General features: G+C 72.7%; 22 protein-coding genes and 1 pseudogene. 5 read left to right on the top strand and 18 right to left on the bottom strand.

The features are described 5' to 3' along the window. Positions 1 to 15: 15 nt before the first annotated feature. Complete coding sequence (locus tag HEQ75_RS01620; RefSeq protein ID WP_168027178.1) at positions 16 to 1185, bottom strand: acyl-CoA dehydrogenase family protein; 1170 nt, start codon at positions 1183 to 1185, stop codon at positions 16 to 18. A 20-nt stretch (positions 1186 to 1205) separates the two neighbouring features. Next, complete coding sequence (locus HEQ75_RS01615; RefSeq protein ID WP_168027177.1) at positions 1206 to 4622, bottom strand: indolepyruvate ferredoxin oxidoreductase family protein; 3417 nt, start codon at positions 4620 to 4622, stop codon at positions 1206 to 1208. 111 nt (positions 4623 to 4733) lie between these two features. On the opposite strand from HEQ75_RS01615, the gene HEQ75_RS01610 reads away from it, so the two are divergent. Further along, positions 4734 to 5189, top strand: coding sequence for an Lrp/AsnC family transcriptional regulator (locus HEQ75_RS01610; RefSeq protein WP_168027176.1), 456 nt, complete (start codon positions 4734 to 4736; stop codon positions 5187 to 5189). 16 nt (positions 5190 to 5205) lie between these two features. Here the strand turns inward: HEQ75_RS01610 and HEQ75_RS01605 are convergent, their stop codons facing one another. The 9 genes from HEQ75_RS01605 to ccoN are packed head-to-tail and all read right to left on the bottom strand — an operon-like array spanning position 5206 to position 13225. Continuing rightward, the gene (locus HEQ75_RS01605; protein WP_168027175.1) at positions 5206 to 5382 is read right to left on the bottom strand and encodes a hypothetical protein; all 177 of its coding nucleotides are present in this window, start codon (positions 5380 to 5382) and stop codon (positions 5206 to 5208) included. Continuing rightward, positions 5379 to 5555 (bottom strand): cbb3-type cytochrome oxidase assembly protein CcoS, encoded by a 177-nt coding sequence (gene ccoS / locus HEQ75_RS01600; RefSeq protein ID WP_168027174.1) that lies wholly within the window; start codon positions 5553 to 5555, stop codon positions 5379 to 5381. The genes HEQ75_RS01605 and ccoS overlap by 4 nt, the downstream gene beginning before the upstream one ends. After that, positions 5552 to 7918 carry a heavy metal translocating P-type ATPase gene (locus HEQ75_RS01595; protein WP_168027173.1) on the bottom strand — a complete coding sequence of 789 codons (2367 nt, stop codon included), beginning with the start codon at positions 7916 to 7918 and terminating at the stop codon, positions 5552 to 5554. The genes ccoS and HEQ75_RS01595 overlap by 4 nt, the downstream gene beginning before the upstream one ends. After that, positions 7915 to 8394, bottom strand: coding sequence for a FixH family protein (locus tag HEQ75_RS01590; protein ID WP_168027172.1), 480 nt, complete (start codon positions 8392 to 8394; stop codon positions 7915 to 7917). The genes HEQ75_RS01595 and HEQ75_RS01590 overlap by 4 nt, the downstream gene beginning before the upstream one ends. Further along, a complete protein-coding gene (gene ccoG, locus HEQ75_RS01585; RefSeq protein ID WP_168027171.1) occupies positions 8391 to 9893 on the bottom strand; it encodes a cytochrome c oxidase accessory protein CcoG in 1503 nt (500 codons plus the stop codon). The genes HEQ75_RS01590 and ccoG overlap by 4 nt, the downstream gene beginning before the upstream one ends. 24 nt (positions 9894 to 9917) lie before the next feature. Continuing rightward, positions 9918 to 10790 carry a cytochrome-c oxidase, cbb3-type subunit III gene (gene ccoP, locus HEQ75_RS01580; protein WP_168027170.1) on the bottom strand — a complete coding sequence of 291 codons (873 nt, stop codon included), beginning with the start codon at positions 10788 to 10790 and terminating at the stop codon, positions 9918 to 9920. A 13-nt stretch (positions 10791 to 10803) separates the two neighbouring features. Next, positions 10804 to 10971, bottom strand: a complete 168-nt coding sequence (locus HEQ75_RS01575) for a cbb3-type cytochrome oxidase subunit 3 (RefSeq protein WP_168027169.1) — start codon at positions 10969 to 10971, stop codon at positions 10804 to 10806. Between the two features lie 11 nt (positions 10972 to 10982). Then, on the bottom strand, positions 10983 to 11711 hold the full coding sequence (gene ccoO, locus HEQ75_RS01570; protein WP_168027168.1) for a cytochrome-c oxidase, cbb3-type subunit II: 729 nt from the start codon (positions 11709 to 11711) through the stop codon (positions 10983 to 10985). Between the two features lie 11 nt (positions 11712 to 11722). Beyond that, positions 11723 to 13225, bottom strand: a complete 1503-nt coding sequence (gene ccoN, locus HEQ75_RS01565; protein ID WP_168027167.1) for a cytochrome-c oxidase, cbb3-type subunit I — start codon at positions 13223 to 13225, stop codon at positions 11723 to 11725. A gap of 174 nt (positions 13226 to 13399) precedes the next feature. Here ccoN and HEQ75_RS01560 point away from each other — a divergent pair, with 174 nt between their 5' ends. Continuing rightward, complete coding sequence (locus tag HEQ75_RS01560; protein WP_328733242.1) at positions 13400 to 14173, top strand: DUF2189 domain-containing protein; 774 nt, start codon at positions 13400 to 13402, stop codon at positions 14171 to 14173. Here the strand turns inward: HEQ75_RS01560 and HEQ75_RS01555 are convergent, their stop codons facing one another. The 3 genes from HEQ75_RS01555 to kynA all read right to left on the bottom strand — a co-directional run bounded on the left by HEQ75_RS01555 (position 14174) and on the right by kynA (position 18283). Next, on the bottom strand, positions 14174 to 16471 hold the full coding sequence (locus HEQ75_RS01555; RefSeq protein WP_168027165.1) for a calcium-binding protein: 2298 nt from the start codon (positions 16469 to 16471) through the stop codon (positions 14174 to 14176). A gap of 176 nt (positions 16472 to 16647) precedes the next feature. Next, complete coding sequence (locus HEQ75_RS01550) at positions 16648 to 17409, bottom strand: urease accessory protein UreH domain-containing protein (protein WP_168027164.1); 762 nt, start codon at positions 17407 to 17409, stop codon at positions 16648 to 16650. Between the two features lie 58 nt (positions 17410 to 17467). After that, the gene (gene kynA, locus HEQ75_RS01545) at positions 17468 to 18283 is read right to left on the bottom strand and encodes a tryptophan 2,3-dioxygenase (protein ID WP_235961184.1); all 816 of its coding nucleotides are present in this window, start codon (positions 18281 to 18283) and stop codon (positions 17468 to 17470) included. Between the two features lie 62 nt (positions 18284 to 18345). On the opposite strand from kynA, the gene HEQ75_RS01540 reads away from it, so the two are divergent. Beyond that, positions 18346 to 19509 (top strand): aminotransferase class V-fold PLP-dependent enzyme, encoded by a 1164-nt coding sequence (locus HEQ75_RS01540; protein ID WP_168027162.1) that lies wholly within the window; start codon positions 18346 to 18348, stop codon positions 19507 to 19509. A gap of 97 nt (positions 19510 to 19606) precedes the next feature. After that, on the top strand, positions 19607 to 20125 hold the full coding sequence (locus HEQ75_RS01535) for a GNAT family N-acetyltransferase (RefSeq protein ID WP_168027161.1): 519 nt from the start codon (positions 19607 to 19609) through the stop codon (positions 20123 to 20125). A gap of 28 nt (positions 20126 to 20153) precedes the next feature. Here HEQ75_RS01535 and HEQ75_RS01530 read toward each other — a convergent pair whose 3' ends face one another. The 4 genes from HEQ75_RS01530 to HEQ75_RS01515 form a co-directional block, all read right to left on the bottom strand. Further along, positions 20154 to 20537, bottom strand: coding sequence for a hypothetical protein (locus tag HEQ75_RS01530; RefSeq protein ID WP_168027160.1), 384 nt, complete (start codon positions 20535 to 20537; stop codon positions 20154 to 20156). A gap of 51 nt (positions 20538 to 20588) precedes the next feature. Beyond that, a complete protein-coding gene (locus tag HEQ75_RS01525) occupies positions 20589 to 22190 on the bottom strand; it encodes a sigma-54-dependent transcriptional regulator (RefSeq protein ID WP_168027159.1) in 1602 nt (533 codons plus the stop codon). Positions 22191 to 22196: 6 nt separating this feature from the next. Next, complete coding sequence (locus HEQ75_RS28675) at positions 22197 to 22544, bottom strand: Hpt domain-containing protein (RefSeq protein WP_168027158.1); 348 nt, start codon at positions 22542 to 22544, stop codon at positions 22197 to 22199. Between the two features lie 89 nt (positions 22545 to 22633). After that, a complete protein-coding gene (locus tag HEQ75_RS01515; protein WP_168027157.1) occupies positions 22634 to 23617 on the bottom strand; it encodes a glycosyltransferase family 2 protein in 984 nt (327 codons plus the stop codon). Between the two features lie 253 nt (positions 23618 to 23870). Between HEQ75_RS01515 and HEQ75_RS01510 the strand changes: the two are divergent. Further along, positions 23871 to 24351, top strand: a pseudogene (locus tag HEQ75_RS01510) (hypothetical protein); the annotation flags it as partial.

The raw sequence follows: 24351 nt of genomic DNA, 5'->3' as shown, positions 1-24351 counted from the left end.
CGCCCCACGGGCCAATCATTTCGCTGGCGCGTCGCGGCCGAGCAGGTGCCGCGCGATGATCACGCGCATGATCTCGTTGGTGCCTTCGAGGATCCGGTGCACCCGCAGGTCGCGGACGATCTTCTCCACGCCGTAATCGGCCAGGTAGCCATAGCCGCCCAGCAATTGCAGCGCCTCATCCGCCACGCGGCTGCCGGTATCCGTCGCGAAGCGCTTGGCCATGGCGCACCAGGCGCCGGCATCCGCCGCCCCCGCATCCAGCCGGCTGCAGGCGCGCCACAGCAGGGTGCGCGCCGCCTCCAGCTCCGTCGCCATGTCGGCCAGCCGGAACTGCGTCGCCTGGAACTCCACCACCGCCCGACCGAAGGCGCGGCGGTCCCGCACATGGGCGATGGCCGTCTCCAGCGCCGCCTGGGCGCCGCCCAGGCTGCAGGCACCGATGTTCAGCCTTCCGCCATCCAGGCCGCTCATCGCGATGCGGAACCCCTCCCCCTCCGCGCCCAGCAGCGCCTCCGCCGGCACCCGCGCCGCCTCCAGGATCACCTGCCGGGTCGGCTGGGCGTTCCAGCCCATCTTCTTCTCGTTCGCGCCGAAGGACAGGCCCGGCGTTTCCTTCGGCACCAGCAGGGCGGAGATGCCGGAAGGACCCGGCCCGCCGGTCCGCACCATGGTCAGGTACAGGTCGGACGCCCCGGCGCCGCTGATGAACTGCTTGGTGCCATCCAGCACATAGCCGGCATTGTCGCGCTGCGCCCGCGTGGACAGCGCCGCGGCATCGCTGCCGGCGCCGGGCTCGGTCAGGCAGTAGCTGGCGATGGCCTCCATCGGGATCAGCCGCGGCAGCCAGGCCGCGCGCTGCGCCGGGGTGCCGTAGCGGTCGATCATCCAGGCGACCATGTTGTGGATCGACAGGAAGGCGGCGACGGTGGGGCAGCCGGTGGCCAGCGCCTCGAACACCACCGCCGCGTCCAGCCGCGTCAGCCCGGCGCCGCCGCTCTCCTCCCGCACATACAGCGCCGCCATGCCGAGGCCCGCGGCTTCCCGCATCACCGCCACCGGGAAGTGCCGCGTCTGGTCCCATTCCAGGGCGTGCGGCGCCAGCCTGTCCCGGGCAAAGGCCAGCGCCGTCTCGCGCAATTCGCGCGTCGCCTCGGGCAGTTCGAAGGCCACGGCGGTGTCGGACATGTCGGTTCCCCCCGCCGCGACTATAGGCGGGCCGCGATGGCCTGCCAGCGGGCGCGCGTCGCCGCCAGGTTGCGCGCCTTCACCGGGCCGAAGCCCTTGATGCCGGCGGCCGCCTCCGCCCATTCGCAGATCGCCGCATGGGTGGCGGGCGACAGGCGCGGCAGGAAGCCTTCCAGCGCGGCGAGGTATTCCCCCGCCAGCGCCCGCTCCCCGCGCCGTTCCTCGGTGCGGCCGAAGGGATCCAGCGGCGTGAAGCGCAGCACCTTGCCATGCCGCAGCCAGCCCATGGCGCGCAGCATCCAGGGCCCGAAGCGGTGCTTGCGCGGCAGGCCCGTGGCCGGGTCGGGGCGGGAGAGCAGCGGCGGCGCCAGGTTCATCTCCACCCGCCGCGTGCCGGCGAAGCCCTGCGCGATCTGCGCCTGCCAGTCCGGCAGGCTGTGCAGCCGCGCCACCTCATACTCGTCCTTGAAGGCCATCAGGCGGTGCAGCTGCGTCGCCACCGCGCGCGCCAGCCGCCCCTCGCCCGGCCCCTCCCCGGGCACCGCCGCCGCCTCCGCCGCCGCGATGCGCGCCACGGCGTCCCGGTATCGCCGGGCATAGGCGGCATTCTGGTAGTCGGTGAGGTCCGCGGCGCAACGTTCCACCAGCGCCGCCAGCGTCTCCGCCCCCGGCCACGCCGCCTCCGGCTCCAGCGCCGCATGCCGGCCGAGGGTGAAGGCGGCCAGATTGCGCTCCACCTGCGCGCCGTTCAGCGTGATGGCGCGTTCCAGCGCCGCCGCGCCCACTGGCACCAGCCCGCGCTGGAAGGCCAGGCCCAGCAGCCAGATGTTGAGGAAGATCGCATCCCCCAGCGCCGCGACGACGCGCGATGCCGCCGGCAGCGCGGTGACGGCGCGGCTGACGGCGGCCAGGCTCGCCAGCATCGCCTCGGGCTCGTAGCGCGTGGCGGTGTCGCGGACGAATTGCGCGGTGGGCGCCAGCTCCGCGTTCAGCACCGCCGCCGTGCGCCCCGGCGCCAGCATCGGCCGCGCCGCCCGCCCATGCGCCACCACCATGTCCGAGGCGATCAGCAGGTCCGCCTGGCCGGCGCCGATGCGCGGCGCGGGGATGCTGTCCTCCGCCATGCCGGCCCGGCCGATGCGCAGCTGCACGAAGACGCCGCCGCCCTTCTGCGCGAAGCCCAGCGTGTCCACGGACCGGCTGGGCCGGCCATCGAGATGCGCGGCCATGGCCAGGATGGCACCCAGCGCCGTCACCCCCTGCCCGCCGACGCCGGCCACCAGGATGTTCCAGGCGATGCCGTCCACCGGCTCCGGCAGCACCGGGTCCGGCAGGGGGCCGCCGGGCAGCGCCGGCTTGCCCGGCCGCGCCGGCTCCGCGCCCAGCAGCGTGACGAAGGAGGGGCAGAAGGCCTCGACGCAGGACAGGTCCTGGTTGCAGGCGGATTGGTCGATGCGGCGCTTCCGGCCCCAGGGGGTGGCCAGCGGTTCCACCGCGATGCAGTTGGAGACGCGGGAGCATTCGCCGCAATCCTCGCAGACCCGCGGGTTGATCACGGCGCGGCGCTGCGCCGCCGCGGCGGTGCCACGCTTGCGCTTGCGGCGGCGTTCCGTGGCGCATTCCTGGTCGTAGATCAGGGCCGTCACGCCCTTCACCTCGCGCAGCGCCCGCTGCACCGCATCCAGTTCGCTGCGGTGATGGAAGCCGATGCCGGGCGGCAGGGTGGGATCGCCGCGGTGCCGGTCCGGGTCGTCGGCGACGATCTCGATACGCTCCACGCCCTCCGCGCGGATCTGGGCGGCGATGCGCGGCACCGTCACCTCGCCTTCCACATGCTGGCCCCCGGTCATCGCGACCGCGGAGTTCACCAGCACCTTGAAGGTCATGGTGGCCTTGGCGGCGACCGCGGCGCGCAGCGCCAGGCTGCCGGAATGCGACCAGGTGCCGTCGCCGATATTGGCGAAGATGTGCGGCGTCTCGGTGAAGGCCATCTGGCCCAGCCAGGGCATCCCCTCCCCGCCCATCTGGGTGAAGGGCAGGCTTTCGCGCTCCGGCATCTTGGTCACCAGCCAGTGGCAGCCGATGCCGGCCAGGGCGCGGGAGCCTTCGGGCACGCGCGTCGAGGTGTTGTGCGGGCAGCCCGGGCAGAAGAAGGGATCGCGCGCGGCCAGCGGCTCCGCCGCCTGCCGCTCCAGCGCCTCCAGCTCCGCCAGCCGGGCGGCGAGTTGCGGCGTGCGCAGCGCCTCCGGCAGGCGGGGCGCCAGGGCGCGCAGGATCTGCGCGGTATCCAGCTCCGCGAGGTCCGACAGCAGCGGCGCGCCCTGCTCGTCCCGCTTGCCGAGGATGCGCGGCGGCTGGGCCTGGCCGTAGAGCGCATCGCGCAGCTGCACCTCCAGGAAGGCGCGGCGATCCTCGATCACCAGCACCGTCTCCAGCCCCCTGGCGAAGGCGCGCGCGCCTTCGGCGTCCAGCGGCCAGGCGAGGCCCACCTTCCACAGCCGCAGCCCGTGGCGGCGCGCCTGCTCCGGTGTGATGCCGGCCTCCGCCAGCACCTGGCGCAGCGCCGCGAAGGCCTTGCCGCGCACGGCGATACCAAGGCGCGCCGCCGGGCTGTCCAGCACCATCCGGTCCAGCCCATTGGCGCGGGCGAAGGCCAGCGCCGCCGGCAGCTTCACCTGGCGCAGCCGGCGTTCCTGCAGCAGCGCCGTGTCCGGCAGGCGGATGGAGACGCCCTCCGCCGGCAGGGTGAAATCCGCCGGCGCCTGGGTGGCGAAGGCCGCCATGTCGATGCGCAGCGTCTGGCTGGCATCCATGGTCTCCGCGACGCATTTCAGCCCGGCCCAGGTTCCGGCGTAGCGCGACAGGGCCAGGCCCTTCAGACCGAATTCCAGCACCTCCGCCACCTCCGCCGGGTCCAGCAGCGGGATTTCCAGATCCTGGAAGCTGAACTCGCAGCCGGAGGTGACGGTGGAGGATTTGGCGGAAGGATCGTCGCCGGACAGCGCCAGCACGCCGCCGCGCGGCGCGGTGCCGGCGGAATTGGCGTGGCGCAGCACGTCGCCGCTGCGATCCAGCCCCGGCCCCTTGCCGTACCAGATGCCGAAGACGCCATCATGCCGCGCGCCCGGGGCGAGGCCCAGCTGCTGCGAACCCCAGATGGCGGTCGCCGCCAGATCCTCGTTCAGCCCGGGCTGGAACACCACCTGCGCATCCGCCAGCCGGGCCGCCTGCCGGCCCAGTTCCAGGTCGTAGCCGCCGAGCGGGGAGCCGCGATAGCCGCTGATATAGCCCGCCGTGTTCCAGCCCTGGGCGGTGTCCAGTTGCCGGCGCAGCAGCGGCAGACGCACCAGCGCCTGGATGCCGGACAGCACCACCGGCTCCCCGGCCAGGTTCCACCGGTCCTCAAGGCTGGCTTCCGGGCGTTGCAGGCTGCCCATGAGACGTCTCCCGCTGCAGGTTGCAGACCTTGGAAAGGATGGCCCGGATGCACAAGGGAGCTTTTCCGAATTCTGTTGTGCATCGCCGAAAGAACGGAAGAAACTGCCGCCATGGACGCGATCGACAAACGGATCCTCCGCACCCTGGCGCGCAAGGGGCGGCTGACCAATGCGGAACTGGCGGAGGAGGTGGGGCTTTCCGCCTCCCCCTGCTGGACGCGGGTGAAGCGGCTGGAACAGGCCGGAATCATCCAGGGCTATGCCGCCATCCTGGACCAGGCGGCGCTCGGCCTGCCGGACACGGTGTTCATCGAGGTGATGATGGAACGCCACGACGAGGACAGCCTGCGCCGGTTCGAGGAGGCGGTGCAGGCCATTCCGGAGGTGCTGGAATGCCACCTGGTGACGGGCGAGTACGACTACATGATCAAGGCCGCGGTCGGCGGCACGCTGGGCTATGAACGCCTGCTGCGCGACCGCCTGTACCGCCTGCCCGGCATCCGCCACACCCGCAGCAGCTTCGCGCTGCGGCGGCTGAAGCAGGAATTGTCGCCGGTCCCGGCGTGACGCCGGGCCGGTTGTCTCAGTGCCGCGCCGCGTCCCGCGCGTCGAAATGCTGCTTCACCAGGAACAGGCCGAACAGCACGCCGAAGCCGAACAGCGCCAGGCCGAAGGTGGACAGCACCGGGTCCTGCGCCGCGGCGGCGGCGGCCAGGCCAATGAGGGCGATGAGGGCCGAGAGGCCGGTGAAATAGATCATGGGTGCTTTCCCTTTCCAGGCAGGCCGTGTTTGGGTGGGTCGTCGAACAGGATCCGGGCGGCGGCGCCGTCCAGATCCTCGTATTGGCGGCTGCGCAGCGTCCACAGGAACAGCGCCAGCCCCAGCAGGCCGAGCAGCAGGGCCATCGGCACCAGCACGATCAGCGCATTCATGATGCAGCCTCCTTCCCCGCACGCAGGGCGTTGAGGATGACGATGATGGAACTGCTGGCCATCACCACCGCGGCGATCAGCGGCGTCACCAGCCCGAGCACCGCGGCCGGCACGGCGACGATGTTGTAGGCCAGGCTGAAGGCGATGTTCTGCCGCGCCAGCCGCTGCGCCCGCCGCGCCACGGTGATGGCATAGGGCAGGGCCGAAAGCCCGTCGCCGCGCAGCACGATGTCGGAGGTGGCCTGGGCGATGTCCGTGCCGTTGGCCGGGCTGGCGGAGACATGCGCCAGCGCCAGCGCCGCGGCGTCGTTGATGCCATCCCCCACCATCAGCGGCCGGCTGCCGGCGGCGCGCAGCGCCTCCACCCGCGCCGCCTTGTCCGCCGGCGTGGCGCGGGCCTGCCAGGGGCCGATCCGGGTGGCCAGCGCCGCCGCCTCCACGCTGCCGGGCGCATCGCCGGAGAGCAGCTCCGTCTCCAGGCCCAGCGCCTGCAGCCCGGCCACCACCGCCGCGGCGTCCGCCCGCAGGCGATCGGTGAAGTGGAAGGCGACGGGCGCCTCCCCCGGGCGGGCCAGGTACAGGCTCATGCCCGAATCGAGCGGCTCCGCCACCTCGCAGAACACCGCGCTGCCCAGGCGCAGCGCGCCCTTGCGCAGGCCGTAGCCGGCCACCTCCTCCACCCCGTCCTCAACCGGCGCATCCGGGCAGGCGCGCAGCAGCGCCTGGGCGAGCGGGTGCCGGCTGCCGCGCGCCATCCCCGCCGCCTGGCGCAGCAGCGCCGGGTCGCGCAGCGGGTTCGGCACCAGCTCCGGATGGCCTTCGGACAGGGTGCCGGTCTTGTCCAGCACCACATGGTCCGCGCTGGCCAGCCGCTCCAGCGCCGTGGAGGAGGCCACCAGCACGCCGCGCCGGAACAGCGCGCCGACGGCCGCCACCTGCACCGCCGGCACGGCGATGGCCAGGCCGCAGGGGCAGGTGACGATCAGCGCGGCTACCGCCGGCACCAGCGCCACCTGCCATTCCACGCCGACGCCCAGCCACCAGCCGAGGAAGGTCGCCACCGCCACCGCATGCACCACCGGCACATAGAGCCGGGCGGCGCGGTCGGCGATGGAGACGAAGCGCCCCTTGCCCTGCTCCGCCCGTTCCAGCAGCCGCCCCAGCGCGGCCAGCGAGCCGTCGCGCAGCGCCGCGGTCACCTGCAGCGTGAAGGCCGGGCCCATGTTCACCGCGCCGGCCGGCAGCACCTCCCCCGCCGGCAAATGGCGCGGCACGGATTCGCCCGTGGTGGCGCTGAGGTCGAGCACCACCGGCTCCGCCGACCGCCCGTCCAGCCGCAGGCGTTCGCCGGCTGCCAGCAGGATGCGGTCGCCGGCCTGCACGCTTTCGGCCGGCACGGCGCGGGTGGTGCCATCCGCGCAGAGCAGCGCCACGCTGCCCTCCTGCAGCGCCAGCAGCTCCGCCACCGCCTGGCGCGCGCGGCGCCGCATGCCGCGGTCCAGCACCCTTCCGGCCAGCAGCAGCGCCAGCAGCGCGGTCGCGCCGTCGAACCAGGTGTAGGGGCCGTTGCGGAACGCCTCGCTCAGGCTCATCGCCGTGGTCGCCACCACGCCGAGCGACACGGCGAGATCCATGTTCGCCCGCCCTGCCCGCACCGCCTGCCAGGCGGAACGGTAGAAGGGCATGCCGGCGACCAGCACGGTGGGCAGGCCGATCAGCGCCGCCAGCCAGTGCATCAGGGCGCGCGTCTGCTCCCCCATGTCGCCGCCGACCCAGACGGCGACGGAGACCAGCATCACGTTCATCGCGCCGAAGGCGGCGATGCCCAGGGCACGAACCAGCGCCTGGCCTTCCGCATCCTCCGCCGCGCGCAGGCAGGCCGGGGACCAGGGGGCGACGCGGAAGCCCAGCCGGGCGACCAGCGCCGCGAGGTCGCGCCCCCGCGCCGCCGGCCCGCGCCAGACGATGGTCAGCCGGCGGGCGGAGAGGCTGGCGCGGGCGCGCAGCACATCGGATTCCGCCGCCAGGGCCTGTTCCACCAGCCAGACGCAGGCGCCGCAGCTCAGCCCGCTCAGCATCAGTTCCAGCCGGTGCGTGCCGTCCGGCAGCGCCACCGCCAGGGATTCGGCATCGAAGGCGGGCGGGCTTTCCGGCGGGCGCAGCGTGCCGGCCGCCATGTCGCGGCGGCGGTAGAAGGCATCCAGCCCCAGGCCGCGCACCAGCGCATGCGCGCCGGCGCAGCCATGGCAGCAGAAGGCGCCCTGGCCCGGCGCCAGGCCCGCGCCGCAATGCGCGCATTCGGCGCGCGACAGGCCGACGGGCTCCGGCACGAAGCGCGCGGGCGCGGCGGCCTGGCTGGTCATGGCGCCTGGACCCGCTGGCGGAGGTCGAACACCGCGCCGCCCGCGGCTGTCAGGCGCAGCCGCGCCTCCCACTGCCCGGGCAAAGGCGGCGCGGCCTGGGCCTCGAAATGGCCCGGGCCGGTGGCGCGGAACACCAGCGGCAGTTCCGTGCCCTGCAGCGGGCGCAGCAGCAGGCCGGTCATCTGCCCGGCCACCGGCGCGCCGGCGCGGTCCACCACCTGCACGTCCAGCACGCCGTCGCGCAGCGTGACGCGCCCCTGCCAGCCCAGTGCCGCCTGCCGCGCGGCGGCATCCAGCACATGGTTGTAGGTGCGGCCCCGGTCGTAGGAATGGCCCACGGTGACCCCGGTGAAGGTGGAGATGGAGGCGAAGATCAGCCCCGCATTCACCACCACCACCAGCGCCATCCCGCCGACGAAGACCCAGGGGATCCACCGGCTGCGCCGCGCCGCCTCGTTCGCCAGAATGTCGCTCATCGCCTTGGCCCCAGGAAGACGCTGTGTTCGGTGACCACCACCCTGCCCTGCGCGTCCAGCAGGCGGAAGGTGATGTCCATGGTCTCGCGCGGGGCCGCATCCGCCGGCCGGGTCGCCAGCACCCGCCATTGCGTGATGCCGTCGGCGCGCGTGGTGACGCGGAAGCGGTTCCCGCCCAGCGGCGCGGCCTCCTGCACCTGCACCTGCAGGGGCTGGGGAGAGACCAGGTCCAGCACCAGCGCCGGGCTCTCGCGGTCCTTGTTGGCGATCTTCAGCGTGAAGGCGTTGCGCACCGCGCCATCGGACAGCGCGACGAACAGCGGCGCGCGGTCGCGCAGCACGGACAGCGTCACGGTCTGCCGCAGCACCATCGCCCCCAGCATCACCCCGGCCACTGCCGTCAGCATCGCCGCGTAGAGCAGCGTGCGCGGGCGGATGAAGCGCGGCGTGCGGCGCACCGCCATGCCGGCACCACAGCGCGTGGGCGCCGGCGGCAGCGCGCGCGTGGCGGCGGTGGAAGCCGCCAGGTTGGCCAGCGTCTCGAAGGCGATCAGCCCCTTCGGGCGATCCAGCCGCTTCATGATGTCGTCGCAGGCATCGATGCAGAGGCCGCAGCCGATGCATTCCAGCTGCTGGCCATCGCGGATGTCGATCCCGGTCGGGCAGACATTGACGCAGGCATGGCAGTCGACGCAGTCGCCGACGCCATCTTCCTTGGCCTTGCCCCGCGGCTCCCCGCGCCAGTCGCGATAGGTGACGACAAGCGAGTTCTCATCCAGCATCGCGGCCTGAAAGCGCGGCCAGGGGCACATGTAGGTGCAGACCTGTTCCCGCGCCCAGCCGGCCAGCAGATAGGTGGTGCCGGAGAACAGGGCGAAGAAGAAATACACCTCGGTGGAGGCGCCACCGGTCAGCAAGTCCACCGTCACCGTCGGCGCGTCGTTGAAATACATGATCCAGGCGCCGCCGGTGGCCGCCGCGATCAGCAGCCAGGCGGCATGGGTCAGCCCCTTCTTGCGCGCCTTCGCCCAGGACCACGGCGCCTTGTCGAGCCGCATGCGCTCGTTCCGGTCGCCCTGGATCAGCCGTTCCACCCACATGAACAGGTCGGTCCAGACCGTCTGCGGGCAGGCGAAGCCGCACCAGACGCGGCCGAAGAGGCTGGTGGCCACGAACAGCCCGATGGCGCCCAGCACCAGCAGGCCAGTCAGGAAGTACACCTCCTGCGGCCAGATCTCGATGAAGAAGAAGAACAGCCGGCCATGCGCCAGATCCACCAGCACCGCCTGGTCCGGCGCCCCCGGCCCGCGGTCCCAGCGCAGCCAGGGCACGATGTAGTAGGCCGCCAGGCACAGGATGAGCACCGCCCATTTGGCACGGCGCACCGTGCCGCCCACCGCCTTCGGATAGACCTTCTGGCGGCTGGCGTAGAGCGGCTGGGCCGCAGCCGGCGCCGCGGGGGCGGGGCGCAGGCGGTTGGGGGGCTGGATGGTGCTCATGACCCGGCTTTCACTCCGTCGCCGTCAGTTCTCGCCGCCGCCGAGGGCGTGGACGTAGATGGTCAGCATGTTGACCACGGCGGGATCCAGGCGCGGGCCCCAGGCCGGCATCACGCCGCCGCGGCTGTAGGAGACACTGCGCATGATGTCGCGCTTCTCGCCGCCATACAGCCAGATGCGGTCGGACAGGTTGGGCGCGCCGACATCCCGGTTGCCCTCGCCCCGCTCGCCATGGCAGGCGGCGCAGTTCTCGGCGAACAGCTCCACGCCGCGCGCGGCGGACGCCGCATCGGTGGCGCGGCCGGACAGCGACAGCACGTGTTCCGCCACGTCGCCCACCTGCGCCGCGGTCAGCACGCCGTCCGCCAGGAAGCGCGGCATCATGCTGACGCGCTCCTCCTCGCTTTCGCCGGCGCGGATGCCGTGGGTGATGGTGGCGCGGATCGCGTCATGCGTGCCGCCCCAGATCCATTCGTCATCGGCCAGCGAGGGGAAGCCGCCCACCGCGCCCTGGCCGCCCGCGCCATGGCAAGCGGCGCAGTTGTTGGCGAAGGCGATGCGCCCGCCGGCCACCGCGAAGGCGCGCAGTTCCGGGTCTGCCGCGATCTGCTCCGGCGTCGCCTCCCGCACGCGGTCCATCATCGGCGCCATGCGCGCCTGCGCCGCCTGCTGCTGTTCCACCACCGCTTCGCGGGCGATCCAGCCGGACAGGCCGGTGGCGCCCTGGAACGGGAAGGCGGGATAGATGACGACCCAGACGGCGGCGAAGGCGATGCAGGCATAGAAGGTGTACAGCCACCACTTCGGCAGCGGCGTGTTCAGCTCCTTCAGCCCGTCCCACTCATGCCCGGTGGTCTCCTGGCCGGTGAGGCTGTCCTTCTCGATCTTGGTAGGCATTTGCTGGGACTCCTCAGCGCCGGCGGGCGGGTAGGTCTTCACGGAACGGGATCTGCCCGGCCTGCTCGAATTCCTGGCGCCGCCTGGGCGCCAGGACACGCAGCAGGATTCCGATGAAGAGAACGAAGAACCAGACCACCCAGAGGGTGGAGAAGACAGGTTGCAGAGAGACCAGGTCCATCACCGTGCTCCTCACTGCTGACGCAGCTGTTCGGGCGTCACGTCGCTGAAGCGGACGAGCGTGCCGAGCATCTGCAGATAGGCGACCAGCGCATCCATCTCCGTCACCACGCCCGCATCGCCGTCGAAGGCGCCCTGGCGGGCACGGGCGTAGCGGCCGGCGAAGCCGGTGGGGTCCGCCTCCGGCCGCGCCTGGGCTTCCAGGTCGGCGCGCGCATGGGCGATCATCTCCGGCGTGTAGGGCACGCCGACCGCCGCCTGCGCCCGCAGCCGCTCGGCGATGTCCGTGTAGTTCAGCGGCCGGTCGAGGAAGGCGTAGGGCGGCATGACGCTTTCCGGCACCACGGCGCGCGGGCTGCGCAGATGCGCCGCCTGCCAGTCATCCGAGTAGCGGCCGCCGACGCGCGCCAGATCCGGCCCGGTGCGCTTCGAGCCCCACTGGAACGGGTGGTCGTACATGCTCTCCGCCGCCAGGCTGTAGTGGCCGTAGCGTTCCAGCTCGTCGCGGAAGGGCCGCACCATCTGGCTGTGGCACAGGTAGCAGCCTTCGCGGACATAGATGTCGCGCCCGCTGAGCTCGAGCGGCGTGTAGGGCCGCACGCCCTCCACGCGCTCGATCGTGCTTTCCACCGTGAACAGCGGCACGATCTGCGCCAGGCCGCCGATGGAGACGGTGATGAGCGTGAGCACGCCCATCAGGATCAGGTTTCGCTCGATCGTTCCGTGATTGAACCAGCGCATCGTGGCTCTCCTTACTCGGCCGGGGCGGGGATGGGGGCGGCGCCGCCCTGGGCCGGCACCGGCAGCGCATCCGCCGCTTCGGTGCGGGTCACCGTCATCCACAGGTTGAAGACCATGATCAGCGCACCGGTCAGGTAAAGCACGCCGCCCATCATGCGGATCACGTAGTAGGGGTGCATCGCCGCCACGCTCTCGATGAAGGCGTATTGCAGGAAGCCCAGCTCGTCATAGGCGCGCCACATCAGGCCCTGCAGGATGCCCGAGACCCACATCGCGGTGATGTAGAGCACGATGCCCATGGTCGCGATCCAGAAGTGCCAGGACACCAGCTTCTGGCTGTACAGCGCCCGCTTGTTCCACAGCTTCGGGAACAGCCAGTACAGCGCGCCGAAGGTGATGAAGCCGACCCAGCCCATGGCGCCGGAATGCACATGGCCGATGGTCCAGTCGGTGTAGTGCGACAGGCCGTTCACGGCCTTGATCGACATCACCGGCCCTTCGAAGGTGGACATGCCGTAGAAGCCGACGGCGGTGACGGAGAAGCGCAGGCCGGGGTCGGTGCGCAGCTTGTCCCAGGCGCCGGACAGCGTCATCAGCCCGTTGATCATGCCGCCCCAGGACGGCATCCACAGCATCACGCTGAACACCATGCCGAGCGTCTGCGCCCAGTCGGGCAGCGCGGTGTAGTGCAGGTGGTGCGGGCCGGCCCAGATGTAGAGGAAGATCAGCGACCAGAAGTGCACGATGGACAGCCGGTAGGAATAGACCGGCCGGTCCGCCTGCTTCGGGATGAAGTAGTACATCATGCCGAGGAAGCCGGCGGTCAGGAAGAAGCCCACCGCGTTGTGGCCGTACCACCACTGGATCATCGCATCCTGCACGCCGGAGGCGAGGCCGTAGCTCTTCGCATGGCCCAGCGTGACCGGCAGCGCCAGGTTGTTGACGATGTGCAGCATCGCCACGGTGACGATGAAGGCGAGGTAGAACCAGTTCGCCACATAGATGTGCGGCTCCTCGCGCTTCAGGATCGTGCCGCCGAAGGCCACCAGGTAGTGCACCCAGACCACGGTCAGCCACAGGTCCACGAACCACTCGGGCTCGGCATATTCCTTGCCCTGCGTCACGCCGAAGACGTAGCCCAGCGCGGCCGCGACGATGAAGAACTGGTAGCCCCAGAACAGGAACCAGCCCATCTGGTCGCCGCCGAACAGGCGCGCCCGGCAGGTGCGCTGCACCACGTAGAGGCTGGTGCAGATCAGCGCATTGCCGCCGAAGGCGAAGATCACGGCGGAGGTGTGCACCGGCCGCAGCCGGCCGAAGGTCGTCCATTCGAGATCGAGGTTGAGCAGCGGCCAGGCGAGCTGCGATGCGATCAGCACGCCCACCAGGAATCCGGCCACCCCCCAGAAGACGGTTGCGATCGCGAAGGCCCTGACAGGGGCCTCCACATAGGGCTCGGACCGCGGCACCACGGCCGGTCCGGCCAGGTTCGCGGCGTAGCCTGCTGCAGCCATGGCAATACTCTCCCCTCGCCACACCGGGGTCGCGGAATCTGGCCGGTGTGCAGGCCGCAGATGACGCGCTTGGAGGCTTCGCGTCCTTGATGCGGATCAATTGCCGCGGTCGCCGCCGCGCGTATTCTGGCCCGAGGAAACACCCCGGAAACGAAGCGAAGCCGCATGCAAGACGTGTCCGCATCCCCCGTGCCTGCGACGAGCCCGGCGCTGGTGGGCCCCGTCCCGCCGGACCGGCCCTGGGTCTGGCTGGCGGCCGGCTGGCTGGACCTGATGGCGCTGCCGCATATCGGCTTCCTCTACGGTGCCGCCGTGGTCGCCGCCGGCTGGCTGCTGACCGGCCTGCTGCTGTCGGCCGGCGTGGCCTGGGCGGTGCTGCCGGCCACCGCCGGGTTCTTTCTGGTGGCCCCCCTGATCGGCGCCGGGCTGTACGAGGCCAGCCGGCGGCGTGAGGCCGGGGAGCCGGTGAGCTTCCTGCTGTGCCTGGGCGGCTTCCGCCGCAACGGCGCCCAGCTTGCCCTGATGGGGGCGGCGCTGCTGCTGCTGCACCTGTTCTGGGTGCGCATTGCCGGGCTGCTCTTCGCCGTCTTCTTCGGCCTGGGCTTCTCCCCGGCGATCGAGATGCTGCCCATGGCCCTGCTGCGGTCGGACCAGCTGCTGCCCTTCCTGATCGTCGGCACCGGCTTCGGCTTCGCGCTTGCCTGCGTCGCCTTCGCCATGTCCGTCGTCGCCATCCCGATGATCGTGGACCGCGACATCTCGGTGGTGGAGGCGATCGTCACCTCCTTCCGCGTCACGCTGCTGAACTGGCGGGCGATGGCGCTGTGGGCCGGGCTGATCGTGGTGTTCACTGCCATGGCGCTGGTTCCCTTCTTCCTGGGCCTGGCGCTGGTGCTGCCGCTGGTGGGCCATGCCACCTGGCATGCCTATCGCGACCTGGTGCGCTGATCAGAACAGGTCGAAATCGCTCGCCCGGAAGGCCGCGGGGTCCAGGCCGGGCAGCACCACGCCACCACTGCCCAGCGGCAGGAAGCTGCCCACCGAGACAGCCCGCAGCGCCGCCAGGGCGTCCGCCCGGCCGGGGAAGCCCGTGGCCGGCACCAGAAGGCGGTCCAGCCCGGGGGTGAAGTCCAGCACCGTGTCGATGCCGGCGCTGGAATCCAGGATGAAGCGGTCCGCGCCCGCCCCGCCGCCCAGCGTATCGTCGCCCAGGCCGCCCTGCAGCGTATCGGACCCCGCCTCCCCCAGCAGCAGATTGTCCTGCCCGTTGCCGGTGAGCCGGTTGCCCAGCCCGTTGCCGCGGCCGAACAGGGCGGCGCCCATCAGCACCAGGTCCTCCACCTGCGCCGGCAGCTCGGTGCCGCCGCCGCTGAGGATCGCCCAGACCGTGTCCTGGCCGGACCCCGCCGCCTCCACCACCTGGTCGGCGCGGGAATCGATCCAGAACAGGTCGTCCCCCGGCCCGCCGAGCAGCAGGGCGGGCAGGCGGTCGCCGGCCGCGCCGTCCAGCGTGTCCGCGCCGTCGTCGCCGCGCAGCACGTCGCCCGTGCCGCCGCCGCCGCGCAGCAGGTCGTCCCCCGCGCCGCCCTGCAGGCGGTCCGTGCCCGGCCCGCCCTCCAGCGTGTCCGCCCCCGCCCCGCCCTCCAGCAGGTCCGCCCCGGTGCCGCCCTGCAGCAGGTCCGAACCCTCCCCGCCCAGCAGCGTGTCGGCCCCGGCATCGCCGGCAAGGCGGTCGGCGCCTGCGCCGCCGGTCAGCAGGTCGTTGCCCTCCGCCCCGGAGAGCCTGTCATCGCCCTCCCCGCCGGCCAGCAGATCGTCCTCGGCGCCGCCGTCCAGGCTGTCGGCCGCGGCGGCGCCCAGCAGCACATCGGCGCCGGCGCCGCCCAGCAGCGTGTCCGCCCCCGCCCCGCCCTCCAGCCTGTCGTGCCCCGCCTCGCCGGACAGGTAGCCGGCCTCCGCGCCCTCACCGCCGTGCAGCGTGTCGTTGCCGTCGCCGCCCAGCAGCGAGTCGGCGCCCGCCTCGCCCAGCAGCAGGTCATGGCCGGGTCCGCCTTCCAGCCGGTCCACCCCCGCCCCGCCGCTCAGCGTGTTGTGGCCGTCATTGCCCAGGATGGTGTCGGCGCCCGCGCCGCCCACGCCCACCAGGTCGCCGGCCCCGTAGCGGAAGCGGATACGCTCCACCGCCGCCGGCATGGCCAGGCTCCAGCTCACCACCACCTCGTCGATCCCATGGCCCGGCTGCTCGATCGCCACCTGGCCGGCGCTGCGCAGCAGATAGACGTCGTCGCCCCGCCAGCCGATGAGCCAGTCATTGCCGGCGCCGCCATCCAGCGTATCCGCGCCTTCCCCGCCATCGACGCGGTCATCGCCCTCCCCGCCGGTCAGCCAGTCGTCGCCAGCGTCGCCATACAGCCGGTCCGCGCCGGCGGCGCCCTGCAGCCGGTCGCGGCCGTCCTGGCCCCGGAGGGTGTCGGCACCCTCCCCGCCCTCCATCGTGTCGTCGCCGGCGCCGGCGGAAAGGCTGTCCGCCCCCGCCAGGCCCAGGACCAGATCCGCCCCGGCATGGGCGAAGATCGCATCCGCCGCGGCGCTGCCGGTCAGCGTATCGGCAAGGATGCTGCCATCCTGCACCGCATAGGGCGCGGCCGGCCCGGGCTGCAGGATGGTGACCGGCAGCAGGAAGGCGGCGTCGTTGCGGCCGTCCGAGACCTCGATCGCCACCTCCCGCACCCCGGCCTGGCCCTGCAGGTCCACGCCCTGGCGCAGGCGCAGCGTCCGGCCCGCCACCTCGAAGAAGGCGGAATCCGGCCAGGCGACGCGGAAGGTCAGCGGCCCCGGGCTGTCCGGGTCCTCCGCCGCCAGCTCGCCGATCTCCCCCCCCACATCATTGGCCAGCACCACGCCGCCGGCGGCGAAGCGCAGATCCTGCGGCGGCGTGTCATCCAGGTCGAGGAGGGTGATCGGGTAGGCGGTCTTCAGCACGCTCCAGCTGCTGCCGACGCGGACGATCAGGTCCAGCCGGAAGGTGTGGCCGGGCGGGAAGGCCTCGGCGTCGAAGACGATGGCCGGACGGATGGTCAGGATGCGCAGCGCGAAGTTGAAGCTGGCGGTGAAATAGGCGGAATCCGGCCCGGCGATGCCGGCGCCCAGCACGCCCACCGGAAAGGCGACATGGCCGACCCAGTCGCCCGGTGCCGCATTCTCGAAGATCGTGTCCGGGACCGTGCCGCTGACCGACACAGACATGCGCATTGCCCATCCTGGTGCGGCGACAGCAGGCGCAGGTCCCGGTTGAGATCGCGTCAATGCCGGCGCGGTTCGGTGCCCGGCCTTTCCGGCCTCTCCTGCTGCTGGCGCGCGATCGCCACCGGAACCGCCCGGCGACGCCGGGGCAGGAAGGCGAAACCGTCCGGCGCATCGCCTCAGGCGGCCAGGCGCACCGCCATCGCCGCCAGCAGGGCTGCGTTCACCAGGAACAGCACGCCGCCCACCGCCTGGGTCATCGGGCCGCGGCCGCGCAGGAACAGCCGGCCCAGCAGCGCCACGCCGACCAGCGCCGGCACCGTGCCGAGCGTGAAGGCCAGCATGGCCAGGCCACCGGCCAGGGCGCTGCCGGTCGCCCCCGCCCCGGCCAGCGCGGCATAAAGGAGCCCGCAGGGCAGGCCGGAGAGCAGCAGCCCCAGCCCGACGCCATTCCAGCCGCCCGGCCGCGCCAGCAGCCGGGCCACCGACCGCATGAGGAGCGAGGGTTCCGCCGGGGGCCGTGGCCGGGCCGGGTCGCCGCGCCCGGCCCAGGGCAGCCGGGCGCGCCAGCCCGCCGGCAGCCGGGCCAGCGCCTGGCGGGCCATCAGCAGCGCCGCCAGCAGCAGCAGCGCCGCCAGCACCTGGCGCAGGCCCGTGACCTGGCTGATCGCCCCCGCGCTGGCGCCCGCCACCGCGCCCAGCAGCCCGTAGCCCAGCATCCGCCCGGCCTGGTAGGGCAGCAGCGCCGCCCCGGCCAGCCGCGCCACCATGCCCGCCCCGGCACCGACCCCGGTGCTGGCCTGGGCCATGACGAAGGGGGCGCACATGCCGGCGCAATGGGTCAGCCCGCCGGCCAGCCCGGCCAGCAGCATGGTGAGCATCATGGCGCCGAGCCCGTCCGGGCCCAGCGCCGTCAGGTCGTGCAGACAATTCGCGAGCATGTCCCGGCCTGTAGCGCCCCCGCCCCCCGCCGTCCTTGCGCCAGGTCAAGCCGGCGCGTCACAGGCTGGTCCGCACCGACCACAGTTCCGGGAAGAAGCGGCGCTCCAGCACCCCCTTGAGGTAGGAGACGCCGGCACTGCCGCCGGTGCCGGCGCGGTGGCCGATGATGCGCTCCACCGTCCGCATGTGGCGGAAGCGCCAAGTCTGGAAGGCATCCTCCAGGTCCACCAGCTCCTCGGCCAGCTCGTACAGGTCGAAATGCGCCGCCGCGTCGCGGTAGACCCTGGCCCAGGCCGCCTCCACCGCCGGGTCCGCCACATGCGCCGCCTGAACGTCCCGCGCCACCACCGCCGCCGGCACCGGCAGGCCGCGCCGGTGCAGCAGACGCAGCGCCTCGTCATACAGGGAAGGCGCCTCGAAGGCCGCGCGGAGCGTCGCCATGATCTCGGGCCGATGCGCGTGCGGGCGCATCATGAAGCCCTCCCGGCTGCCCAGCCGGTACTCGATCAGCCGGTACTGCCAGGATTGGAAGCCGGAGGAAGCGCCGAGGCTCTCCCGGAACGCCAGGTAGTCATGCGGCGTCAGCGTGGTCAGCACGTCCCACGCCTCCACCAGCTGGCGCTGGATGCGGCTGATCCGGGCCATGGCCTTGAAGGCAGGGGCGAGGTCGTCGGCGCGGAGATGCGCCATCGCCAGGTCCAGCTCATGCGCCATCAGCTTCAGCCACAGCTCCTGCACCTGGTGGATGACGATGAACAGCATCTCGTCATGCTGGCCGCTGCGCGGGTTCTGCGCCGCCAGCAGGCGATCCAGCCCGAGATAGTCGGCGTAGCTCATCTTCCGGCTGAAATCCGTCTCCGCGCCCTCGACCATCCCGACCTCCGATCCGGCGCGCCAGTCTAGACGGCGGCCCGGCGCCGGCCACATGAAAGCGCATGCTCGACCTGCGCCCGCATTTCGCCCGTTTCCTGGGCGCCGACCCGCACCGCCTGCATTTCGCGGCGCACAGCCACCACCCCTGGCCGGATGTGAGCCGGGACGCGCAGCTGGCCGCCTGGGACGAGGCCGCCCGCCTGCAGGACGACAAGTGGGACGCGGTGCTGGGCCAGCTGCTGGAACGCTGCCGCGGCCATGTGGCGCGGCATCTCGGCCTGCCGGACCCGGCCAGCATCGTCTTCGCCGGCAACACGCATGACTTCATCCTGCGCATCCTCTCGGCCCTGCCCACCGGGCGGCCGCCGCGCATCCTGACCACGGATGGCGAATTCCACTCCCTGGCCCGCCAATTGGCCCGGCTGGAGGAGGAGGGGCTGGTGGCGGTGACCCGGGTGCCCAGCGAACCGGGGGCCGCCTGCCTGCCCCGGCTGGTGGCGGCCGCCACGGCAGGGTTCGACCTGATCTGGGTCAGCGAGGTGTTCTTCGCCTCCGGCCAGGCGCTGGAAGGCCTGGTCGCGCTCGCCGAAGCGGCCGGGGAGGCCGCGCTGGTGATCGATGGCTACCACGCCTTCATGGCCCGCCCCGTCGATCTCGGCCCGCTGGCCGGGCGCGCCTTCTACACCGCCGGGGGCTACAAATACGCCATGGCCGGCGAGGGCGCGGCCTTCCTGCACTGCCCGCCCGGCTGGCTGCCGCGGCCGCGCGCCACCGGCTGGTATGCCGCCTTCGGCAGCCTGGCCGGCCCGCAGGGCGGCGTGCCCTACGCGGCGGATGGCTGGCGCTTCATGGGTGCCACCTTCGACCCTTCCGGCCTGTACCGGCTGGCGGCGGTGATGCGCTGGCTGGAGGGGCTGGGCATCGGCCCGGCCGAGATCCACCGCCACGCCCTGGCGCTGCAACAGCGTTTCGTGGCAGGGCTGGCCGGCACCGCGCTGCCGGCGGACCGCCTGGTGGTGCCGCTGGAGGATCCGCGCCGCGGCAACTTCCTGGTCTTCGACTTGGCGGATGCGGAAGCCTGGCAGCGCCGCCTGGCGGAGGCCGGCATCGTGACGGACCGCCGCGGCAGCCGCCTGCGCTTCGGCTTCGGCCTTTACCACACGGCGGCGGAGGTGGATCTGCTGCTGGGCCGCCTGCGGCGGCTCCCCGCCGGCCTCGCCGCCTGACGCGTCGGTTGCCGAAATTTCAGCCGGCGCGGGCCATACCGCCCCGCGCCGAAATGCTCTAATCGTGGGAATAGTGCTGCCTGGAAGCCGAGGCCCGATGTTGATCCGCGACGCCACCGCTGCCGATCTGCCGGCCATCACGGCGATCTACGCCCATCATGTGCAGGTGGGCACCGGCACCTTCGAGGAGGTGCCGCCCGACACAGCGGAGATGGCCGCGCGCATGGCGCGGGTGCAGGATGCCGGCTGGTCCTGGCTGGTGGCGGAGCAGGAGGGGAAGGTCATCGGCTACGCCTATTTCGCCCAGTTCCGCGACCGCTCCGCCTACCGCTTCTGTGCCGAGAACGCGATCTATGTGCGCGACGACGTGCGCGGCCAGGGCGTCGGCAAGGCGCTGGTGGAGGTGCTTCTGCAGCGCGCCACAGCCTGCGGCTTCCGGCAGATGCTGGCGGTGATCGGCGATTCCGAGAATGTGGGTTCCATCGGCCTGCACGTTTCGCTCGGCTTCCGCCAGGCGGGCGTGCTGAAGGCCGCGGGCATGAAGTTCGGCCGCTGGGTGGATGTGGTGTTCATGCAGCGCGCGCTGGGCGAGGGCGACCGCACCACGCCGGCCTGAAGCGCGCCCCCGGCAGGCCGCCCTGGCTTCAGCCGTTGACCAGCGCCAGCAGCATGGCCACCACCCACAGCGCCAGCGCCACGCGGCCCACGGAATCCGCGTGCCAGACCAGGCGCTGGCGCAGCGTCGACGACATCAGGCGCTGCGCCTCGGCCGCCGGCAGGCTGCGGGCCAGCGGCGCGGCATGTTCCAGCAGCAGCGACCACAACTCGCTGCGCCGCAGGTTGCGGCGCGGCGCCCGCCAGGCGGCGAACAGCAGGCCCAGGCAGACCAGGGCCAGAAGGTTGCCGCCGGTGCGCAGCGCCAGCGGCAGGTCGTAGGAAAGCGCCAGCATCAGCGTGACCACGCCCAGGCCGGCGAAGCTCAGCGCCCGGCGGATCGAATGGTCCGCCAGGGTCCGCATCATATCCATGCACATCTCCTTGCGCTGTCCGCCATGGCGGGCGGGCATCCTGCCCGAAGTTCAACGGGGGGCGGAAGTTTCCTGTGCCCGCCACGCTTGTAGCTTGCGATAGATGGTCGAAGGGTTGATCCCGAGCAGCGCCGCGGCGCGCGGCACGTCCTGCGCCACATGGTCCAGCGCCGCCAGGATGTAGCGCTTCTCGATCTCGGCCAGCGGCTGGAAGGCCTCTGCCTCCTGCGGCGGGGCCCAGGGGGAGGCCCCGGGCGAGGCCCCAGGGGAGGCCCAAGGGGAGGCCCAAGGGGAGGCCAAGGGCGGCGGCGGCGCAGGCTCCGCCGCCGCAGCGGGCGGCTGGGCGACCGGCGCCGGGTCCGGCCAGGGCAGCGCAGCCTCGGCCGGCCAGGGCGGGGCGGGCGCGGGCCCGTGCGTGGGCTGGGGCGTCACCTCGGGCGGGACGGGCTCGGCCGGCGGCGGGCGGGGGGCCGCGCCGCGCAGCAGCATCGGCGGCAGCATGAAGCGCTCCACCCGCTCCCCGTCATGCAGCACGACGATGTTGCGCACCACATTCTGCAATTGCCGCACATTGCCGGGCCAGCCATAGGCCGCCAGCGCCTGCTCCGCCTCCCGCGCGAAGCCGCGGAAGCGCTTGCCTTCCTCCTGCGCATAGGCGGCCAGGAAATGGCGCGCGATCAGCAGCGCGTCGGGGCCGCGATCGCGCAGCGGCGGCAGGTCCAGCGGCACGACATACAGCCGGTAGTACAGATCCTCGCGGAACCGACCGGCCTCCACCTCGGCCCAGGGGTCGCGGTTGGTGGCGGAGACGATGCGCACATCCACCTTCTCGGGCCGCGAGGCGCCGACCGGCTGGAAGGCGCCGGTCTGCACGAAGCGCAGCAGCTTCACCTGCATCTCGAGTGGCATCTCACCGATCTCGTCGAGGAACAGCGTGCCGCCATCGGCCAGCTTCGCCGCGCCCAGGCGGGTGTCCGTGGCGCCGGTGAAGGCGCCCTTCACATGGCCGAAGATTTCCGATTCCAGCAGGTCGCGCGGGATGGCGCCGCAGTTCAGCGCGACGAAGGGCCGCGCCCGGCGCGGGCTGGCGCGGTGCACGGCATCCGCCGCCAATTCCTTGCCCGTGCCGCTTTCGCCGGTGATGAACACATTCGCCTTGCTCGCCGCCACGCTTTCGATGGTGCGGTAGACCGCCTGCATGGCCGGCGAGGCACCGATGAAGCTGAAGAAGCGGTCGCGGCTGAGCTGCGCCTTCACCTCGCGCAGTTCGGTCGCCAGGGCGCGCTTCTCCAGCGCGTTCTCCAGCGTCACGGTCAGCCGGGTCTTGGCGAAGGGCTTGACGATGAAGTCGACGGCGCCCTCGCGCATCGCCTCCACCGCATGGTTCACGCTGCCATGCACGGTGACGACGATGATCGCCGCCTCCACCCCCTGGGCGCGCAGCCGGCGCATGGTCTCGAAGCCGGAGAAATCCGGCAGTTCCAGGTCCATCAGGATGGCGTCGGGCCGCCAGGCGAGGCCGATTTCCAGCGCCGCGCCGCCGGTCTCCGCGATGCGGATCTCGTGGCCGAGGTCGCGCAGCAGGGCACGGGCCACCTCGGCCTGGGTCGGCGTGTCCTCGACGATCAGGACCCGCGCCGCCGGCCCTGCCATGCGACCCTAGTGGGACCCGGGCGGGTCGGCCGCGAGGGCGGAAAGTTCCGCCAGCGCCGCTCCGGCCTCGTGACGGACCTGCACCGCCAGGGCGCGCGGATCGGCATTGCTGCGGTGATCCATCGCCACCCGCGCCACCTGTTCCAGCCGGCGCGCACCGACCGCGGCGGCGGCCCCCGCCAGGCTGTGCGCGGCGCGGCGATAGCCATCCTGGTCGCCCGCCGCGACCGCAGCCTCCAGCATCCGCGCCAGCCGCCCGAGGTCATCCTCGAAGGTGCGCAGAATACGCACGAAATCCTCGCGCGGCAGATCCGACGCCAGCTGTCCGGCGATCTCTGGGTCGATGGCACTCACCTTGCACCTCTCGCATTGCAGGGCCACGGGGTCAACGCATCCGAACGGCCATCGACCGGTCGCCGCATCGGCAGCTTCGGGCTGCCCGATCATGGGGCGCGGAACGGCAGTTCGGCGACCCGGGGGGAGGCCATTTCGGCCGCCGGGCGGCCACGCATGCCGAACAGGTCCCAGGCGGCGGCGCGCACCATGGTGCGGCTGGGCTGCTGGGCGAAGGCGGACAGCCGCAGCATCGCCGCGCGCACCCGCCGCCCGGCCAGCGCCGCGCCATCGGCTTCCAGCGCCAGCTGGCTGGTGCGGCACAGCCGCAGCGCCTCCTCGTCCAGCAGGCTGACGGACGGCGCATAGGCTTCCGCCACCCGGCGCCGCGCGGCACGCCGGGCCAGGCCTTCCGGCCCCTCCGGCGCCACGGCCCGCACCAGGCGGTCGGTCAGCGGCTTCGGCAGGCAGCCCACCGGCGCGCAGGCGGCCAGATGCAGCCACAGATCCCAATCCTCGGACCGGTCGAGCTGCTGGTTGAAGCCGCCCACCGCCCGCAGCAGGGCGGTCCGTGCCATGACGGTGGAGGTGGCGACCACCGGCTCGGCATAGATCGCCGCCTGGGCGTCCGCTTCCAGCACGAAGCCTTCCCGGCGCATGACGTGGCGTGCGGCGAACTGGCCGCAGCGGGCGAAGCCCTGCGCCAGCTCCGCGCCGTCTTCCGAGAAGCGGCGGTGGTCGGTGAAGGAGAAGCCGATCTCGGGGAACAGCCGGTGCAGTTCCATCTGCGCCGCCAGCTTGCCGCGCCGCCAGCGGTCATCGGCGTCCAGGAAGGCCACCAGCGGCGCCTGCGCCACGGCCAGGCCGGCATTGCGCGCCGCTGCCGGGCCGATGCGCGCGGTGGAAAGCGGGCGGATGCGGCGGTCGCCGGCGGCGATGCCGCGCAGGTAGTCGGCCGTGCCATCCTCCGACCCGTCATCGACCACCAGCACCTCCATCGCCGCCATGGAGCCGATGGAAGCGATGGCACCGGGCAGCCACCGCAGCGCGTTGCGGGCCGGAATGACGACGCTGAGCCTGGGTTGGGGTGACACGGAATGCCTCTCGATCTGCAACCTGCGGCCCCGGGGGAAGCCGCCCCCGCTCCTCTGCATGCGGCGGGCCGGCAATCCGCCTCGCATTCTGCAAGAGCGCGGTGAAGGAATTGCCCCGTGCCGGCCTGAATGGCAGGCGGATGCGGCCGGGATGGGGCGGCGCATGCCGCATTCGTCGCAGAATGCCGCCGCATGGCTGGCACAGCGGATGCGTTGTGGCGGCCGGGTGCCCCCGCACCCGGGAGACCGGACCATGCCGTTCGACGCCACGACCCCCGCCGCATTCCCCGCGCTGCAGCCAGGCGCCCCGCCGCTGCTGCTGCTGGCCATGGCCGGCGAAGACCGCTTCCCGCCGCCCGGCGCCGCGGCGCAGGAGGAAGCCGAGGCGCTGCGCGGCCTGGGCCGCCCGGTGCTCCGCCTGCTGCTCGCAACGGAGGCGGCGCGGCTCGACCTGCCCGATGGCCCGCTGCCCCCCAGCCTGGCCCCGATCCGGCCGCCGGCCCGTCAATCGGCCGCCCGCCGCGCGCTGGGCGAGGCACGGGCGGCACGGCTGGCCCTGGCGCAGGGCGCCCTGCCCGCCCGGCTGGTGCTGCGGCTCGGCCGGCAGGTGGCGGCGATTGCGCACCGCCACGGCTGCGACGCGATCCACGCCACCTCGGCCGATTCCGCCGCCCTCGTCGCGCTGGCCGCGGGGCGCCTTGCGGGCTGCGCCGTCTCGCGCGCCGGGGACGGCG

Origin of the sequence: Falsiroseomonas selenitidurans, assembly GCF_012103215.1 — a bacterium.
Taxonomy (GTDB): Bacteria; Pseudomonadota; Alphaproteobacteria; order Acetobacterales; family Acetobacteraceae; genus Falsiroseomonas; species Falsiroseomonas selenitidurans.
The sequence above is the reverse complement of the archived record's forward strand: the minus strand, read 5'-3'. Positions and strand labels throughout refer to the sequence as shown.